This window comes from Gordonia sp. (in: high G+C Gram-positive bacteria), from assembly GCF_049647785.1.
In the GTDB taxonomy this organism is placed as follows: domain Bacteria; phylum Actinomycetota; class Actinomycetes; order Mycobacteriales; family Mycobacteriaceae; genus Gordonia.
On record NZ_JBARYI010000069.1, the window covers coordinates 18182 to 34776 of the forward strand.

17 protein-coding genes are annotated in these 16595 nt (G+C 64.3%); 15 read left to right on the top strand and 2 right to left on the bottom strand.

The features are described from left to right. The first annotated feature begins 47 nt into the window (after positions 1-47). Positions 48-836: an HNH endonuclease family protein gene (locus tag WBA38_RS10760; protein ID WP_424322675.1), complete on the top strand. Its 789-nt coding sequence runs from the start codon at positions 48-50 to the stop codon at positions 834-836. 21 nt (positions 837-857) lie between these two features. On the opposite strand, the gene WBA38_RS10765 is transcribed toward WBA38_RS10760, so the two are convergent. Beyond that, positions 858-1469 (bottom strand): DUF305 domain-containing protein, encoded by a 612-nt coding sequence (locus tag WBA38_RS10765; RefSeq protein WP_424294163.1) that lies wholly within the window; start codon positions 1467-1469, stop codon positions 858-860. 178 nt (positions 1470-1647) lie between these two features. Here WBA38_RS10765 and WBA38_RS10770 point away from each other — a divergent pair, with 178 nt between their 5' ends. The 10 genes from WBA38_RS10770 (at position 1648) to WBA38_RS10815 (ending at position 10603) form a co-directional block, all read left to right on the top strand. Next, on the top strand, positions 1648-2346 hold the full coding sequence (locus tag WBA38_RS10770; protein WP_424294162.1) for a response regulator: 699 nt from the start codon (positions 1648-1650) through the stop codon (positions 2344-2346). After that, positions 2343-3515 carry a sensor histidine kinase gene (locus WBA38_RS10775; RefSeq protein ID WP_424322676.1) on the top strand — a complete coding sequence of 391 codons (1173 nt, stop codon included), beginning with the start codon at positions 2343-2345 and terminating at the stop codon, positions 3513-3515. The genes WBA38_RS10770 and WBA38_RS10775 overlap by 4 nt, the downstream gene beginning before the upstream one ends. Positions 3516-3540: 25 nt before the next feature. Beyond that, positions 3541-4800, top strand: coding sequence for a glutamate-5-semialdehyde dehydrogenase (locus tag WBA38_RS10780; RefSeq protein WP_424322677.1), 1260 nt, complete (start codon positions 3541-3543; stop codon positions 4798-4800). Continuing rightward, positions 4797-5732: an AAA family ATPase gene (locus tag WBA38_RS10785; RefSeq protein ID WP_424322678.1), complete on the top strand. Its 936-nt coding sequence runs from the start codon at positions 4797-4799 to the stop codon at positions 5730-5732. The genes WBA38_RS10780 and WBA38_RS10785 overlap by 4 nt, the downstream gene beginning before the upstream one ends. A gap of 7 nt (positions 5733-5739) precedes the next feature. Continuing rightward, positions 5740-7143 carry a vWA domain-containing protein gene (locus WBA38_RS10790; RefSeq protein ID WP_424322679.1) on the top strand — a complete coding sequence of 468 codons (1404 nt, stop codon included), beginning with the start codon at positions 5740-5742 and terminating at the stop codon, positions 7141-7143. Positions 7144-7172: 29 nt separating this feature from the next. Further along, entirely contained in the window at positions 7173-7826 is a 654-nt protein-coding gene (gene nadD / locus WBA38_RS10795) for a nicotinate-nucleotide adenylyltransferase (protein ID WP_424297109.1), read from the top strand. Further along, complete coding sequence (rsfS, locus tag WBA38_RS10800; protein ID WP_424297108.1) at positions 7823-8242, top strand: ribosome silencing factor; 420 nt, start codon at positions 7823-7825, stop codon at positions 8240-8242. Before nadD ends, rsfS begins: the two co-directional genes overlap by 4 nt. After that, entirely contained in the window at positions 8239-8952 is a 714-nt protein-coding gene (locus WBA38_RS10805) for a histidine phosphatase family protein (RefSeq protein ID WP_424297106.1), read from the top strand. Before rsfS ends, WBA38_RS10805 begins: the two co-directional genes overlap by 4 nt. Before the next feature lie 5 nt (positions 8953-8957). Further along, the gene (gene octT, locus WBA38_RS10810) at positions 8958-9668 is read left to right on the top strand and encodes a diglucosylglycerate octanoyltransferase (RefSeq protein WP_424297104.1); all 711 of its coding nucleotides are present in this window, start codon (positions 8958-8960) and stop codon (positions 9666-9668) included. Positions 9669-9754: 86 nt separating this feature from the next. After that, positions 9755-10603 carry a DegV family protein gene (locus tag WBA38_RS10815; RefSeq protein ID WP_424297102.1) on the top strand — a complete coding sequence of 283 codons (849 nt, stop codon included), beginning with the start codon at positions 9755-9757 and terminating at the stop codon, positions 10601-10603. Between the two features lie 124 nt (positions 10604-10727). Here WBA38_RS10815 and WBA38_RS10820 read toward each other — a convergent pair whose 3' ends face one another. Then, positions 10728-11933, bottom strand: a complete 1206-nt coding sequence (locus WBA38_RS10820; protein WP_424296811.1) for an FAD-dependent monooxygenase — start codon at positions 11931-11933, stop codon at positions 10728-10730. 94 nt (positions 11934-12027) lie between these two features. Between WBA38_RS10820 and WBA38_RS10825 the strand changes: the two genes are divergently transcribed. The 4 genes from WBA38_RS10825 (at position 12028) to holA (ending at position 16512) form a co-directional block, all read left to right on the top strand. Beyond that, a complete protein-coding gene (locus tag WBA38_RS10825) occupies positions 12028-12912 on the top strand; it encodes a TetR/AcrR family transcriptional regulator C-terminal domain-containing protein (protein WP_424322680.1) in 885 nt (294 codons plus the stop codon). A gap of 96 nt (positions 12913-13008) precedes the next feature. Further along, positions 13009-14049, top strand: coding sequence for a helix-hairpin-helix domain-containing protein (locus WBA38_RS10830; RefSeq protein ID WP_424322681.1), 1041 nt, complete (start codon positions 13009-13011; stop codon positions 14047-14049). Next, entirely contained in the window at positions 14046-15563 is a 1518-nt protein-coding gene (locus WBA38_RS10835) for a ComEC/Rec2 family competence protein (RefSeq protein ID WP_424322682.1), read from the top strand. Before WBA38_RS10830 ends, WBA38_RS10835 begins: the two co-directional genes overlap by 4 nt. Beyond that, entirely contained in the window at positions 15556-16512 is a 957-nt protein-coding gene (holA, locus tag WBA38_RS10840) for a DNA polymerase III subunit delta (protein ID WP_424322683.1), read from the top strand. Before WBA38_RS10835 ends, holA begins: the two co-directional genes overlap by 8 nt. Positions 16513-16595: the final 83 nt, after the last annotated feature.

A 16595-nucleotide genomic window follows, 5' to 3' on the forward strand; every position in this document is an offset into this window, starting at 1 on the left:
GCGGCGTGTTGTGGAACCGAACGGTGCCCGCGTGCGTCTAAAAGGGCATGCGCTGGTTCTCAGATGTGCGCCGAGTGGTCCGCGAAAGCTGGTGGCGATCAAGGCAACGCTGGAAGTGGATGCAATCGCACCATCGGACAGGTCAAATCCGACTGGCCCCTCGGCAATGGATTGGCCTCGCCGCGTTTGCAGCGGTCTCGCTGTTTGTTGCGTGGGGAACGCACGTCGCGCCGCAGTCGCAGAGATTGCCAGCGGCCACGGTTACCGCAGCCCGGACGGACCTGGACTCGTTGACGGTCCGCGACCATCGCCCACCCCACGACAGCAACTACAACAGAGCCAGCTTTGGTCCGGCATGGACCGACGACGCGTCCGTCGTCGGAGCGGGCAATGCCTGCGACACCCGAAACGACATCCTGTCCCGGGACCTGGCGGTAACGGCGCGAACACCGATCAATTCGTGCCCCGAAGCCGTTGCGGCCGGAAGCTTCACCAGCCCATACACCGGTCGTCGGGTGATCTTCGCGCGGGGACGCGGATCCGCGTCAGTGCAGATCGATCACGTCGTACCGCTTGCCTACGCCTGGGACATGGGTGCCCGCGACTGGCCAGCGGGTAAACGGTGGGCGATGGCCAACGACCCCGCGAACCTCGTCGCGACCGATGCCGCGAGCAACCAGGAAAAGTCCGACGCGGAACCGGCCCGCTGGATGCCACCGCTGCGCGGCTTTCACTGCCAGTACGCTGTCGCGTTCATCTCTGTGCTCATCGCCTACCAACTGCCAATCGACGCGCCATCAAAGAAGACGCTGAAATCGGCGTTAGGAAACTGCTGACGTAACGCAATTGCGGGCCGACTAGAGGCCCTTGAGCATTTCCTTCATGGTGTCGATTTCCTTCTGCTGGGATTCGACGATGCTGCGTGCCATGGCGATCGAGTCGGCGTTCTTGCCGTCTTCGATCTCGTCTTCGGCCATGTCGACGGCACCTTCGTGATGCTCAATCATCTGCTCCAGGAACAGCTTGGCGGCGGCATTGCCCTGAGCCTCACGCAACTGCTGCAGTTCAGCCTCCGACAGCATGCCGTCCATCTCGTGGTCCATCGGCACGCTGACCGGCTCGCCCCATGTGGTCAGCCACTCTTTCAGCTGGGCGATCTCCGGGCCCTGGGCGTCCTTGATCTGCTTGGCGATATCAGTCACCTGCTGCGGAATGTCGGACTTGCCGAGAATGATGTCGCTCATCACGAGGGCTTGTTCGTGGTGCGGCAACATCATCTGCGCAAACATCGTGTCGGCGGCGTTGTGCTCGCCGGTTGCCGGCGCGCTGGCCGAAGGCATGTGATGGGGCGTCGACATCGTCGACATATCGTGCGGCATATCCGAGGGTTCTTCGTTGGGGCTGCAGGCGGCAACACCAACGGCTACCGCGACGGCGACGATTGCGGTGACGACGGGACGAGTTCTCACGATGACAATCCTTCAGTAGACGATTTCCGATGCATACAACATGGAGGCTTGATGCCAGCCAGTGTGCCCGATGGACTCGGCGGGTTCGTTAGTCGTTAAGTAAAGGTTTGCTCAAGATGTCGGTGCCCGGCACCGGGCGAGGGTGCCCCGCACGGCGGATACCGGTGATGATGAAGGCATGTCAGCACGGGCGATGGTGGTGGAAGACGAGGCGGCGTTGGCGTCGTTGGTGGCGCAGTATTTGGAGCGTGCCGGGTTCGAGGTGAGCGTGACCGGCGATGGCATCGCGGCTGTCGCGATGTCGCGGAGCGTTGATCCGGATGTGGTGGTCCTTGACCTAGGCCTACCAGGCTTGGACGGGGTCGAAGTGTGCCGGCAACTGCGGACCTTCTCCGACGCCTACGTGGTGATGCTGACTGCGCGCGCCGACGAAGTCGACACCCTCGTCGGACTGTCGGTTGGTGCGGACGACTACATGACGAAACCGTTCAGCCCGCGCGAGTTGACTGCCCGAATCCAAGCCCGCATGCGTCGACCGCGTAGCGGGTTCACCGGGGCGGGAGCGAGCGAGCAGTCGCGCGTCTTCGGTGATCTGGCGATTGATGTGCCGGGTAGGGAAGTGATGGTCGCGGGCAAATCGATCCACCTGACCCGCACCGAGTTCGACATTCTGACGGCCTTGTCGTCGTCTCCGGGAACGGTCTACTCCAGGGCGCTCCTCATCGACACCGTGTGGGGACCGCAGTGGGTCGGTGACGACCACATGGTTGATGTGCACATTGGCCACTTGCGTCGAAAACTCGGCGACGATGCCGCTCGCGGCCGGTACGTGCGGACCGTCCGTGGCGTGGGCTACCGAATGGGGACCGGCGAATGACCGAGTCACCCCAAGCGCCTCCGGGTCGGCGGGCATGGCGGTTCGCGGTCGGAACCGGGTTGATGCTGGCGATGACGGTGGTAGTGCTGGCCACCGCCGGTAGCGCGCTTCTGGTCGCATGGCTGATGGCACCGAATATTTTCCACGACCATCTCCATCAGGCGGGGATTGATCAGAACTCCAATCAGGCGATGCACGTGGAGCGTGCCTTCACCGACGCGGTGGGATTGTCGTGGGGGTTGGCGGCAGTCGTATCCGCAATCTTGGCGCTGGCCTTGAGTTGGTACCTGGCTCGACGGGTGCAGCGGACGGTCACCGCCGTGGCGGCGTCGACCGCGCAGATCGCCGACGGTCGCTACGACACCCGGGTCGCAGACGGCGGGCTGGGACGCGAGTTCGACGATCTCGCCGACGCCGTCAACCGACTCGCCCAGCAGTTGGAAGCCAGCGAGGCCACGCGCCGGCGCATGCTGTCAGATCTGGCGCACGAGATGCGGACGCCGTTGGCAACCATCGACTCGTACCTGGAAGCGATTGACGATGGGGTGCGACAACCCGACGGTGACACGATGGCGATTCTGCACGCCGGAACCGACCGTTTGCGGCGACTTGCCGAAGACGTCTCATCGGTGTCGCGGGCACAAGAGCGGGCATTGTCGGTGATTCCTGTCCGCACCACTGACCGCGCCTTGCAGGAGACCGCGATCGCCGCGGCTGCTCAAAAGTACGCGGCCAAGGGAGTAGCGCTGCGACTGGACGACGCGCCAGCCGTCACCATCGAGGTTGACCCGGCACGCATGGGGCAGGTCCTCGGAAACCTGCTGAACAATGCGCTCCGGCACACGCCGACCGGCGGCCTTGTGCGAGTGTCGTCGAAGCAGGAGCCATCTCACGTCAAGCCGTGGAAGGCGGGCTCTAACTCATCGGGCTCGGGCCACGTCCTGATCTCCGTGTCCGATACCGGCGAGGGCATCGCACCAGAACACCTGGCTCACGTCTTCGACCGCTTCTACCGAGCCGACACCGCCCGCGATCGCGACCACGGCGGGAGCGGCATCGGACTCACCATCGCGCGGGCCCTCGTCGAAGAGCATGGCGGCACACTGTGGGCGGCGAGTGACGGCCCAGGTGCGGGCGCGGTGTTCACCATGCGCCTGCCGGTGGCGTGAGTGGCCGCACGGCTACCCTGGAGACATGAGTGCACCCACCACCGTTGACGTGACCGCCGTGGTTACCGAGCTCGCTACCGCCGCGAAGAAGGCGGCACGCACGCTCGGGTCGTTGACCACCGCAGATAAGAACGCTGTCCTCCTGGCTGCCGCCGAGGCGATCGATGCCGCATCCGATGACATCCTTGCCGCCAACGCGATCGATGTGCAGCGCGCCGAAGACCAAGGGACGGAATCGTCGCTCGTCGATCGTCTCCGCCTGACAGCAGAGCGTGTCGCGGGTATCACCAGCGGGTTGCGGCAGGTCGCGGGCCTCCCTGACCCCATCGGCGAGGTGTTGTCCGGAAAGACGCTTCCGAATGGTCTGGAACTTCGGCAGGTCCGCGTGCCGCTCGGCGTGGTCGGCTTCGTTTATGAAGCGCGACCAAATGTGACGGTCGACGGCTTTGGTATTGCGTTCAAATCAGGCAATGCCGTGCTGTTGCGCGGCTCGTCGTCCGCGGCGAGTTCCAACGCTGCGCTCGTTAAGGTCTTGCGAGAGGTGGTGGAAGCCCACAAATTGGACCCCAATGCGGTATCGCTGCTGCCGAGTGAATCCCGCGAGTCGGTTACTGCGCTAATCCAGGCCCGCGGCCTCGTCGACGTGGTGATTCCGCGCGGAGGTGCGGGACTCATCAACGCGATTGTCGAGAATGCCAAGGTCCCAACGATCGAGACCGGTACCGGCAATTGCCACATCTTTGTGCATCGCGACGCCGACCTCGACATCGCCACACGGGTAGTGCTGAATGCAAAAACCCGCAGGCCGAGCGTGTGTAATACCGTCGAGACGGTGCTGATCGACTCCGCGATCGCCGACACCGCACTCGCTTCGATCACGCAAGCTCTGCAAGCTCAGGGCGTCGTGGTTCACGGTGAGGAGCCGGGTATGGAACCGGCCACCGAAGAAGACTGGCACCGCGAATACCTTTCGCTCGATATCGCCATCAAGGTGGTCGACGACATCGACGCCGCGATCGACCACATCGATACCTACGGCACGGGGCACACCGAAGCCATTATCACCGGCAACCTCGCCGCAGCGACGGAGTTCACCGACCGCGTCGACGCCGCCGCCGTCATGGTGAATGCGTCCACCGCGTTCACCGATGGCGAGCAGTTCGGGTTCGGTGCCGAGATCGGTATCTCGACGCAGAAATTGCATGCCCGCGGCCCGATGGGATTGCCGGAACTCACCTCAACCAAATGGCTGGTGTGGGGCAACGGACAGGTGCGGCCAGCGTGACGGGCAGCAACATCACCAAGGGCAGCAGCAACGTCACCACCGATACCGCAAACATTGCGCCGGTCTTTACCGATGTCGATGATGTCCGGTCTCGGTTGAAGCAAACCGGGTACCTGGCTGATGAAGCCACGGCGACGACAGCTTTCTTAGCCGACCGACTCGGGAAGCCCCTGCTGGTGGAGGGGCCTGCCGGTGTTGGCAAGACCGAACTGGCGCGCGCCTTAGCGCAAGCCACCGGCTCGGAACTGATTCGCCTGCAGTGTTACGAAGGCATCGATGAGGCCCGCGCCCTCTACGAGTGGAATCACGCGAAGCAGATCCTCGCGATCCAGGCCGCCGGTCAACGCGACTGGGAATCGACCAAGGGTGACATCTTCTCCGAAGAGTTCCTCCTGGCACGACCGCTGCTGACCGCGATCTCCCGCTCCGAGCCGACAGTCCTGCTGATCGACGAGATCGACAAGGCCGACGTCGACATTGAAGGATTGCTCCTCGAGATCCTCAGCGATTTCGCCATCACCATTCCGGAGATGGGGACCGTGACCGCCGCTCGTCGACCGATTGTTTTGTTGACGTCGAACGCGAACCGTGAACTTTCCGAGGCACTCAAGCGGCGTTGCCTCTACCTGTACATCGACTTTCCCGATGCGGCTCTGGAACGGGAAATTCTCGCCTCCCGCGTCCCCGAGCTCCCCGAGCGCCTGGCCGCCGAGATCGTCCGGGTCGTCGGTGTGCTCCGCACCCTCGATATTCGGAAGAAGCCGTCGGTCGCCGAAACCATCGACTGGGGCAACACGCTCTTGGCGATGACGACGCCCGCCGAAGCCGAAGCGGGAACGATCGACGATTCGCTTGTCGCGCGGACGCTCGGCGTTGTGCTGAAGCATCGTCCCGATGTGAAGACGGCGCTGCGCGAACTCAAGTTGGGTTGAGTTCGGCATGACGGCACAACTGGTCGATACGCTCACCGGGTTCGTCGAAGACCTGCGTACCCGCGGCATCACCGTGGGGCCGTCGAGCCTGATCGACGCGGGACAAGCGATGAGCGTCCTCGACCTTCTCGACCGGGAGTCTCTGCGGGAGGGTTTGGCGGCCACACTGCTCAGTGACCACATGCACCGAGACACTTTTGACCTGTGTTTTGAACTGTGGTTCCCGCTGGGTTCAGCGGCTCGACGCGGTGCCATCGAGGTCCCGCGCGACGACGACGGCAACATCGACGTCGCGGCGCTGCGAGACCTGACCGCCGATCTGCTGGCCGACCCCGACGCGATGACCGACGGCCGCTTCGACCAGTTGGTCGCGATGATCGTCGGTGAAGTGGGACAGTACGAATCGGCCCGCGGCGAATCGTATTCGGTGTATCAGGCGATGACGGCGATCTCGCCGCAAACCCTGATTGCGCGGATCGCCGCGGCGATGGCCGGCGGCCAAGACACGCAATCGGGGGAGCGTGCCGGTACCGATCCGTTGAATCGTCGCGCTGCCCGTGCCGCGACCGAGCAACTCCGCGACGCCGTCACTACCGAAACTCAGCGTCGGATGGCGGAAATTCGTGGCCGCGATGCGGTCGGCGAGTACGCGGTTCCGAAGTTGCCCGAACTCATCGACTTCTTCTCGGCCAGCCCGCAGGACATGTCGAAACTGCGGCGAACGATCGACCCGATTGCCCGCCTACTGGCAGCAAAACTGGAGTTCCGGCGCCGCCGCAACAAACATGCCGCAGTCGATGTGCGAGCCACGCTCCGAGCGTCAATGTCGACCGGTGGCGTGCCGATCGACCTGCGTCGTCGCAAGCCGAGACCGGGTAAGCCGGAACTGGTCGTCATCTGCGATGTCTCCGGTTCCGTTTCCGGCTTTAGCCAGTTCACCCTCCAACTTGTTTACGCACTGCGGCAACAGTTTTCCCACGTTCGAGTGTTTGCCTTCGTCGACACCGTCGACGAGGTCACCGAATTCTTCGACCGCGGCAACAGTGATGAGCAGTTCGGCGAACGCATGCACCGGATGCTGACGGAGGCATCGATCAGTACGCGCGATGGACACTCCGACTACGGGCACATGCTGAAGGGTTTCAATCAGCGTTATGGCGATTCATTGACGCATCGGAGCGCGCTGCTGATCCTTGGCGATGCTCGCAACAACTTCCGGCCAACCCATGCGGACGCGCTTGCCGAGATGCGGGACCGCGTTCGCAACGCCTACTGGCTCAATCCCGAACGCCAAACCGCGTGGGACACCGGCGACTCCGATGCCAGTAAATATGCGGACGTGATCGAGATGTTTGAATGCCGCAATGCGGACCAACTTTCGAAGGTTATCGCCGACCTGCTGCCGGTATAGCGGCTCACCCACGGGTAAACTCAACCGCCATGTCACAGGCCGAACGCAAACCCCGCCGCATTGGCGTGATGGGCGGCACCTTCGATCCAATCCACAATGGGCACCTCGTGGCCGGTAGTGAGGTGCTGCACCGCTTCAATCTCGACGAAGTGATCTTTGTGCCAACGGGTCGCCCGTGGCAGAAGGAGGGCGATCACGCTCCCGACCCCCACCGCCAGGTTAGTGCCGCCGAGCACCGGTATTTGATGACGGTCATCGCGACGGCCTCGAACCCGCAGTTCACGGTCAGTCGCGTGGACGTGGACCGCGAGGGCGTCACCTATACCGTCGATACGCTCCGCGATCTGCGACGCACGTATCCCGACGATGATCTCTACTTCATCACGGGCGCGGACGCGCTAGAAACGATCCTTTCCTGGCATGATTGGGAAGACCTGTTTGAACTCGCGAACTTTATCGGGGTGTCACGGCCCGGATACGAACTGAATGCCACGCATCTAACTGAGCATCTGGCTACTAAGCCTGCCGATGCCCTGCAGATGCTGGAGATCCCCGCGCTGGCGATCTCCTCAACCGATTGCCGTGTGCGCTCCGCTGCCGGCCGCCCCGTCTGGTACCTGGTGCCCGATGGCGTCGTCCAGTACATCGCCAAACACGGTTTGTACCGAAAGGAACCAGCGTGACTGCTGCACCCGAAGCCCGCGAAATGGTGGCGATTGCCGCACTTGCCGCAGCTGAGAAAGGTGCCACCGACATTGTCGCCCTCGACGTGTCCGACACCCTCGTCATCACCGATGCTTTCTTCATCGCCTCTGCCGACAACGAACGCCAAGTGAACTCGATCATCGAAGAAATCGAGGACAAGCTCCGGGAGTCGGGGCATAAGGCGCTGCGACGTGAAGGCACCCGCGAGGGTCGCTGGGCCCTGCTCGACTACGGCGACCTGGTCGTGCACGTTCAACACGACGACGAACGCGACTTTTACGGCCTCGAACGGCTGTGGAAAGACTGCCCAGCGATGGAGATCGAGGGCATCGAGGCACCGTCGCGTGACCGTGCCAACGAGGTCGATCCGGACCTCGCTGGCTCAGGCGAATGATCCCTGAACCCGACGCCGGTGACACCAGCGTCGAACGGTTGACGCCGGTCGTTCGCCGACTCATTTTGATGAGACACGGCGAGACCGAATACAACGCTGGTCGGCGCATGCAAGGACAACTCGACACGGACCTGTCGGCCGTCGGCGTCCAGCAGGCGCAGGTGGCGGGTCGTGCCCTCGCGACGCGTGGCCCGCGGATCATCCGGTCGTCGGACTTGCGGCGCGCACACGACACGGCGCTCGCTTTGGCGTCGTTTACCGGCCAGGACGTAGTCACGGATCCGCGACTGCGTGAAACGCACCTCGGGGAGTGGCAGGGGCGCACGCACACCGAGGTCGACGCAATTGATCCCGGTGCCCGCCGCAACTGGCGCGACGATGCTCACTGGGCCCCACCCGGCGGTGAATCCCGCGTGCAGGTGGCGGCACGGTCGGTGCCCGTGGTGCACGAACTCGTCGAGCAGATCAGCGATTGGGGCCAAGGGGAGAATGCCGAAGCGCCGGTAATTCTGGTAGCGCATGGCGGCGTGATCGCCGCGCTGACCGCAGGCTTGCTGGCGTTGCCGGTCGCGAATTGGCCGATCTTCGGGGGACTAGCCAACACGAGTTGGGTCCAACTATCTGGTCATGCACTTCCCGGTGAGGCGCCCGTGTGGCGTCTGGACGTGTGGAATGCGTCGGCCGAATCCGCAGAGAGCACGGTGCAGTAGCAGCGATGGGTTCGATTATGGTGCTGGGAGACTCGCTCTCCTATTACGGCAACAAGGGTGGCCTCTCCGCCGATGACCCGCAGATTTGGCCGAATCTGGTCGGCGCGGAATCGGGTCGCGACGTGGAACTATTTGCGCGCATCGGCTGGACCAGCCGCGATGTCTGGTGGGCCATCACTCAGGATCCCCGGATCTGGGCGGCCCTCCCCAAAGCTGACTTGCTGATTCTGGCATTCGGCGGCATGGACTCGCTGCCGTCACCGCTACCGACCGCGCTGCGTGAGCAAATCCGATACGTCCGTCCAGAAAAGCTGCGGCAGGTAGTGCGCGGTGCGTACAGCTGGCTGCAGCCGCGACTGTCGCCGATTGGCTGGCCGATGGCGATCCCGCCGTCGGAGACGATCTACTACTACGAGAAGATCCGTGCCGCGCTGCAGCATTTGCGCCCCGACCTGCCGATCATCGTGTGCCTCCCGCCCACCCACGACAGCCCGTACTACGGCAACGTGCACCCCGGGCGCATCCCGACCACGGTCGCGATTAGTCAGTGGGCTACCGAGCACGACCTTCCGACCGTTGATTTTTACCCGGTCACCGCCGAGGACTTCGCCAACGACGACGTCGAAATGAATCCCGACGGTATCCACTGGGGACTGGACACCCACGTCCGGATCGCTGAGGTCCTTGCGCCCGCGGTGAAGCAGGCGGTCGGTTAGCGGCAGGCCGGTGGTTAAGGGCAGGCGGGCGGTTAACTAACCGACACCGAATCGGTTCCGCAGGCTCGACCGGCTACCGTATAGAGGTGCCTGTTGTTGTCGTCACCGATTCTTCCTCGCGGTTGCCAGCGTCACTCCTTGACGAGCACTCGATCCTGCAGGTTCCGCTGTATCTGCGGACCGAGGATGGCGCCGAATATGCCGAAGGCGGGCCTGACGTGCCCGAGAACATCATCAGCATGCCGAAGGTCACGACGTCCGGTGCCAACCTTGCCGACCTCACCGAGGCCTACAAGCGGGCGTGGGAGGCCAGCGACGGTGACGGCGTTGTTGCCGTTCACATGTCTCGGCGACTGTCGGGCACCTGGGGTGCGGCGCGCATGGTCGCCGACGACATGGACGGCAAAGTCCGCGTGGTCGACTCGCGGTCGGTCGGGATCTCTGTCGGGTTGACGACACTCGCTGCGGCGCAGGCCGCCGAAGGTGGTGCCAGCCGCGATGCCGCGTACGAGGCAGCGGTGCGCGCGGCGGCGACCGCCGAGTCGATGCTTTGCGTCCAAGCTCTGGACCACCTCCGTGCGAGCGGCCGTATCAGCACTGCGAGCCATCTGCTCGGCTCGGCATTGTCGATTAAGCCGATCCTGCATATGTCCGACGGTCTCCTCGCCCTCCGAGAACGGCACCGCACGTCGACCAAGGCGATCGCCAAGATGCTCGACGCCGCCGTGGAACTTGCTGGCGACGACGCTGTGACTGTCGGAATTCAACATTGCCAAAACCCCGAACTCGCGGCGGAAGTCCTTGAGCGGGCGAGCGAGCGCATCGAGAAGATCACGTCGAGCATCGTCGTCGATTTGGGCGCAGTCCTCGGCACGCACGTGGGGCCGGGTGCCGTGGGAATTACGCTCGGGTACGGACTGACACCGATCAACTGAGAGTTCGCCGGCCCCCGCAGCGCTTATCGAGGTGTATTGCTGAAGAGTCGCTTTTGCTGGCGGGTAGGGCGGGCCATGCGGATGACGATCTGATTGTGACCGTTGAAGCTGGCTGTGGCACCAATCAACGCACGGAGTCCAACGCCGGGTACTCGGGCAGATCAATCCCGTCGGCTTTCGCGAATTGTGCGGCCAACAGTGGCCGCAGTGGCCAGTGATTCATCAGGGTGTAGGTGAATCGGCCCAGGATCACGGCGAGACGACTCTTCGGCGCATAACCGCCAGCGCCGCCGGGCGGCAATTGCTGCGCATTCGCAGCGAAGGGGCGCATCACTGCTTGGTAGCGGGCGAGTGCGGTTGAGATGTCGTCGGACCTGCTGAGCTCACCGGCCAGAATGTACGCGCCCACCAAGGCGAGCGTGGTACCGAGACCGGTGAGTGGTGTCGGGCAGTAGCCGCTGTCTCCCACGAGGGCAACGCGCTTCGTGACAAATTCCTCCATGTGGACTTGCGCGAGGTCGGCATACGCCCAATCCGGCGCGTCGTGCATCTGCTCGAGGAGTGACGGTGTTACCCACCCGGTCCCGTCGAATGCGGATTCCAGCATGGCCCACTGGCTCTCGCGATCCCGGAGTGGAACGGTGTCGGTGCCGCGCACTGCCAGCGACGCCTTCACCGTGGTGCCGGTGCTGTCGGGGCGTAGCGACACGGCCCGCCCGCCGGGCGCAGTGTGGAGCAAGTACCAGCCATCAAGGTCTTGATCGACGGTCGCGGTGAACCACGCGTAGCGCAGTCCTATTGGGTGGAGGTGCCTGGTGTCGGGTCCGAACACGGCGCGCCGAACTGCGGAGCTGAGTCCGTCTGCGCCAATCACCATGTCAAAACGACGATCGGTGGCCTTCTCGAACGACACCGTCACGCCATCGTCATCCTCGCTGACTGCGGTCACGGTGTCGTCCCAGTGGAACTCCACCGAGGTAGGGAGTGCGTCAACAATGATTTCGGCGAGGTCGCCGCGGAGAATCTCGTGGGTCGAGACGATGCCGTTGCCGTCGAAGGCTTCGACCGGAAGCGCACTCCGGCGTCGGCCCTTTGCGTCGACAGTCGCGATGCCGTGCTGATGAAGCAGTCGGGCATCGGTTTGATCGCGTAGGCCCATCCGTTCGACGACCGTGCGGCCCGCACCCCGCAAATCGACGGTCTGACCTCCCGGCCGTAAGGCTGGTGCGCGTTCGACGATCGTGACGTGGTGCCCCTGCTGAGCGAGCAGAAGGGCGGTTGCGGGGCCGGCGATTGATGCGCCGCTGATGAGTACGTTGAGTTTCTTCATGCCGTGAAACTACGCCGTACGAAGTGCACTTCGATACGGTGTTGACAAGGTATTTCACCGAAAGTGCACTAGAGCACCCGTCGAAGGGATTCCCGTGGGCCGCGCGGAACAGATTGCCGAAGTACTTCGCATGCGGATCATGACGGGGCAACTGCACCCCGGCGACCCGGTCCCATCCACGCGCGCCATCATGCGCGACCACAACGTCGCCATGGCCACCGCCAGTCGCGTGCTGTCGTTGCTGCAAGCCGACGGTCTGGTCGAATCGAAACGGGGGCGCGGCAGCGTGGTACGGCCACCCGGTGGTGAGGATCCCGCGGTCCTGACGGCCGCGGGCGTCGTCCGAGTAGCGATCGGTATCGCCGATGCGGAATCGCTGTCGGCGCTGTCGATGCGTCGTTTGGCCGCCGCCCTCGAGATTCCGACGATGTCCGTGTACCGCTATGTTCCCAGCCGTGACGAACTCGAGTTCGCGATGATGGACGCGGTGATGGGGGAGATCGAACTTCCAGTCCGGTCCGGCAACTGGCGTACGGACCTCGAAGCCGCCGCACGTGCCTTGCGCTCAGCGATGGTGAAGCACCCGTGGCTTGCGGGCGCGCTGTCGTTGACGCGTCCCGCGTTGATGCCGAATGCGGTGCCGCTGACCGAGTCGATGCTGGAAAGCCTTCGCATCGCGGGCCTGGGGCCGGTACAGGCCTTCACCGATTACCTGTGCCTGCTGAATCTGATTAGGGGACTGGGGCTTTCGGCGGAACCCGAACTCGCCGACCAAGCCGAGACCGGGCTCACCAACGATGAATGGATGGACACCCAGATCGCCGACCTGCGCCGAATGGCGCCGTCTGCCGATTTTCCCAACATCAGTGCAATCATTAACTTCGGCTACCCGTACAACCAAGATGTTCTCTTTGAGACCGGTCTGCGGCGGTTTCTCGATGGGCTGAGTGCGGACTTGGCGAGTACGTCGCCCAACTAGTGGCGTTTCTGTGGACAACCGGAAATCGTTCCACAGATTCCCATAAGGCCAGGTCATGGGCCGCCCGCTATCGGAAGATTCGCCTAGCCTTCGGCCATGGGGAACAAGCAGCGGGTGGGCCGCAACCGCAGAAGTGGGCCCGATCCTTTGGCGCGACTGGCACCGCCGGCCGCCCCGCCAGTCGAATCACCGTGGGGCGTGACGGGAATGCCAAACTGGCTCGACACCCCGCCGGGAAGGCAGGCGTGGGCCGAGCACGAGCAGTTCGAGTGCCTCGACGACGCCGAGCAAAGCGGGACGGAAGACTCGCAAGGCGACGGCTGGCACGACGGTGGTGACGATTGGCCAGGGAGCGACGACCATCTCGAAGCGTCTGGGGTCGCACATCATCGTCGTGCCGGGCTGGATTCCCTCGGCGACGGTGACGACGAAGACGACTGGGAGGAGGAATGGACGCCACCAAAGAACCGGCTCACCATGCTCCCACCCGCGGCCATCGGCCTGATCATTGTCGGGCTCATCGCCTGCGGGATCGCGGGGTTCTCGCTGCTGAAAGGCAATGAGCCGGTCGCGCCACTGGTCGCTTTTGAATCGAGTGCGGGGCCACGCGAACCATCGAATCCCCCGAAGTCGGTGCCAGCGGCGAGTACTGCGCCGGACGGCCAGATGGTGGTGAGTGTAGTGGGCATGGTGAAACACCCCGGCCTGGTACGACTGCCGCCGTCGGCACGGGTCGCCGACGCGATTGATCGGGCCGGTGGCGCACGCCCCGGAGCGGACCTCTTGAGCCTCAATATGGCGCAGATGCTGCGCGACGGCGAGCAAATTCTCGTCGGCAAAGCTGGCGACGGGTTGGTGAAGAGCGCGGTGGTCGGAACGAGCGGCGCACCAACCGACCCCGGTCAAACCCCCGCTGGAGGGAGCGTGCCTGCGCAGGGGACGGACCTGGTCGACCTCAACTCCGCGACCGCCGAACAACTCGACGCGCTCCCCGGGGTCGGTCCGGTTACCGCGGCCGCAATCCTCGCCTGGCGCGACACCAACGGACGGTTCTCCTCAGTTGAGCAACTCGCGGAAATCGAAGGGATCGGCCCGGCGCGCCTAGCGAAACTGACGCCGCTCGTCACCGTCGGATGAACACCTCCGACCTTCGCCTCGCGCTGCCTGCTGCGGGCTGCTGGGCAGCGTCCGCCGCCGCTCTGGCTGCGCCAATCGCCGTCAATGTTGCGCTGGCAGGTGTGCTGGCGGTTGTCGGATGTGCGGTCGCGGCGTGGGGGTGGCGAGAGTCTGAGTCGAAACGCGAATGGGCTGTCACCATCGCCGCCGCGTGCGGAGTGACGGCGGCGTCTGCCGTGGCGGTGACACTGCGGATCGTGGCCGTCGACGCCGCGCCGATCCGTGCGGCGGAAGGCAAACCGGTCGTGGAGCTGGAAGTGACGGGCGACCCAAAGTATCTGCCGCACAGTCAGATGCTTCTGCCAGTCAAGATTCGGACCTTAAGTGGACGCAACCAACGGCCGGTCGCAGCGCAACTGGCGGCGACGGCCGGACCGGTGGATCCCCTGCCCGGTGAACGGTATCGGGTTCGGGTCCGTGCACGACCGCCAAAACCCGGACCGTCGAACCGGTTGAGCGCGGCCAGGCTCAGCGCTGTGGGGGAGCTGCGCCTGGTTCGTGGCCCACCTTGGTGGCAGTCGGTGGCCGGTCGGGTGCGCGAGCGACTCCGCGACATTTCCGCGTTGAGCCTCCCCGAACGGGCTGCCGGGCTGCTTCCCGGACTGGTCCTCGGCGATACCAGCGGCCTCGATCAGGAGACGTCCGATAACTTTCGTGCTGCCGGACTATCTCATTTGATTGCTGTCTCCGGGAGCAATTTCGCGCTCGTGTGCGGTGCCGTCATTCTGGGGATCCGGATGACGGGTGCTTCGGCGAAGACGGTGGTCGTGCTGGGGGCATTCACCATCGTCGGCTTCGTTATTCTGGTTCGCCCAACCGACAGTGTGCTGCGTGCGGCGGTGATGGGGTCCGTTGGCTTGGCCGCCGGACTCGGTTCACGGCGGGCGCAAGCGTTGCCCGCGTTGGGGACTGCGGTGATCATCGTCGTACTGCTGTGGCCACAGATGGCGCTGTCACCCGGGTTTGCCCTCTCCGTCGCGGCGACGCTGGGCCTGGTTCTGTGGGCGGTCCCGATCCGCCGGGCCCTGGTTCGACGCGGACTACCGGAGTGGCTGGCAACCCTCGCAGCGATGACGCTGGCCGCGCAGATCCTCACGACGCCGCTGCTGGTCCTGATCACCGACACGGTAAACGTGCTTGCGGTGCCAGCGAATCTGCTGGCGGTGCCGGTTGTTGGGATGGCCGGCCTGCTCGGTACCGCAGCAGCCGTGATTGGGGCGCTCGGACCGCGCTACGGCCCCGGTGGGGTTCTCGCCGAATTTCTGATTCGGGCAGCCGGCCCACCGACGCGTTGGCTCATCGTCGTCGCGGACTGGCTCGGCGCACCCGGCTGGGCCAGCATCACCATCCCGGCGTGGTTTGGATTCGTCCTAATTCTCGTGACCGGTGCCTGCTGGGGTATTTGGCATGTGCGTCGCGTGGCGGGCGACGACCGCCGTGTCGTACCCGTCTGGCACCATGGCAAGGGTGAATGATCGGCTGTTCTTGCTGCTCGGCGACGATGACTTCCTGACTGGACGAGTTATCTCGCAGGTGACGGCTGAACGCAGCCGCGACGCCGGGACCGACGTTCCCGTCACTCGGGTCCGCGCTGGCGAAATGACCGTTCCCGAAATGGCTGAACTGCTGAGTCCGTCGCTGTTCGCCGAAGAGCGAATCGTCGTGATTTCGGCTGCCGCAGAAGCTGGCAAAGAACCGGCGGCGCTGGTAACAGCCACGGCGAAGTCGATCCCCGAGGGCATCACGCTGATGGTGATCCACACCGGGGGCGGCCGCCAAAAGTCGATGGTGGGAGAGCTGAAGAAGGCCGGGGCGCAAGAGTTCAACTGCGCCGCACCCAAATGGCCCAACGAACGCGCCGACTTTGTCCGCGCCGATTTCAAACTCCTTGGTGCCCGCGTGAACGGTGAAGTGGTCGACCTCGTCACCGATATGGTCGGCTCCGACCTTCGGGAACTGTCTGCCGCCTGTCATCAACTCGTCGCCGACACCGGTAACAAAGTCACCGCCGACGCCGTGCGACTCTACTACACGGGACGGCCCGAGGTGACCGGCTTCGAAGTCGCCGACAAGGCTGTCACCGGCGATCTCGCCGGTGCCCTCGAATCGCTCGCCTGGGCCCAACACCACGGGACGGCGCGTGTCCTGCTGGCCGACGCCCTGGCCGAAGCCGTGCACTCGATCGCGCGCGTCCGCTCGATGGGCGGCGACAAGTACTCCCTCGCCTCCGAACTCGGCATGTCGCCGGGTCGCGTTGGAAAAGTCCAAACGCAGGCTCGCGCCTGGGACTCGCAGTCCATCGGCGAGGCACTGCTCGTCGTCGCACAACTCAATGGCGACGTGAAAGGTCAGGCCGCCGACGCCGACTACGCCCTCGAGCACGCCGTGTCGACCGTCGCCCAACTACGCCCCCGCCGACGGTAAACCCCAGGTCCCCACCCACCCACCCACCCACGCGTCACCTCCCCAATCCGTTCTCGCATGATGCGTCGATTCCCGCACTATGT

Coding starts and splice junctions, on each gene's coding strand:
- WBA38_RS10760 (WP_424322675.1), top strand. CDS start 48: ATGCGCTGGTTCTCAGATGTGCGCCGAGTGGTCCGCGAAAGCTGGTGG.
- WBA38_RS10835 (WP_424322682.1), top strand. CDS start 14,046: ATGAACACCTCCGACCTTCGCCTCGCGCTGCCTGCTGCGGGCTGCTGG.
- WBA38_RS10805 (WP_424297106.1), top strand. CDS start 8,239: ATGATCCCTGAACCCGACGCCGGTGACACCAGCGTCGAACGGTTGACG.
- WBA38_RS10775 (WP_424322676.1), top strand. CDS start 2,343: ATGACCGAGTCACCCCAAGCGCCTCCGGGTCGGCGGGCATGGCGGTTC.
- WBA38_RS10830 (WP_424322681.1), top strand. CDS start 13,009: ATGGGGAACAAGCAGCGGGTGGGCCGCAACCGCAGAAGTGGGCCCGAT.
- octT (WP_424297104.1), top strand. CDS start 8,958: ATGGGTTCGATTATGGTGCTGGGAGACTCGCTCTCCTATTACGGCAAC.
- WBA38_RS10780 (WP_424322677.1), top strand. CDS start 3,541: ATGAGTGCACCCACCACCGTTGACGTGACCGCCGTGGTTACCGAGCTC.
- nadD (WP_424297109.1), top strand. CDS start 7,173: ATGTCACAGGCCGAACGCAAACCCCGCCGCATTGGCGTGATGGGCGGC.
- WBA38_RS10790 (WP_424322679.1), top strand. CDS start 5,740: ATGACGGCACAACTGGTCGATACGCTCACCGGGTTCGTCGAAGACCTG.
- WBA38_RS10770 (WP_424294162.1), top strand. CDS start 1,648: ATGTCAGCACGGGCGATGGTGGTGGAAGACGAGGCGGCGTTGGCGTCG.
- WBA38_RS10820 (WP_424296811.1), bottom strand. CDS start 11,933: ATGAAGAAACTCAACGTACTCATCAGCGGCGCATCAATCGCCGGCCCC.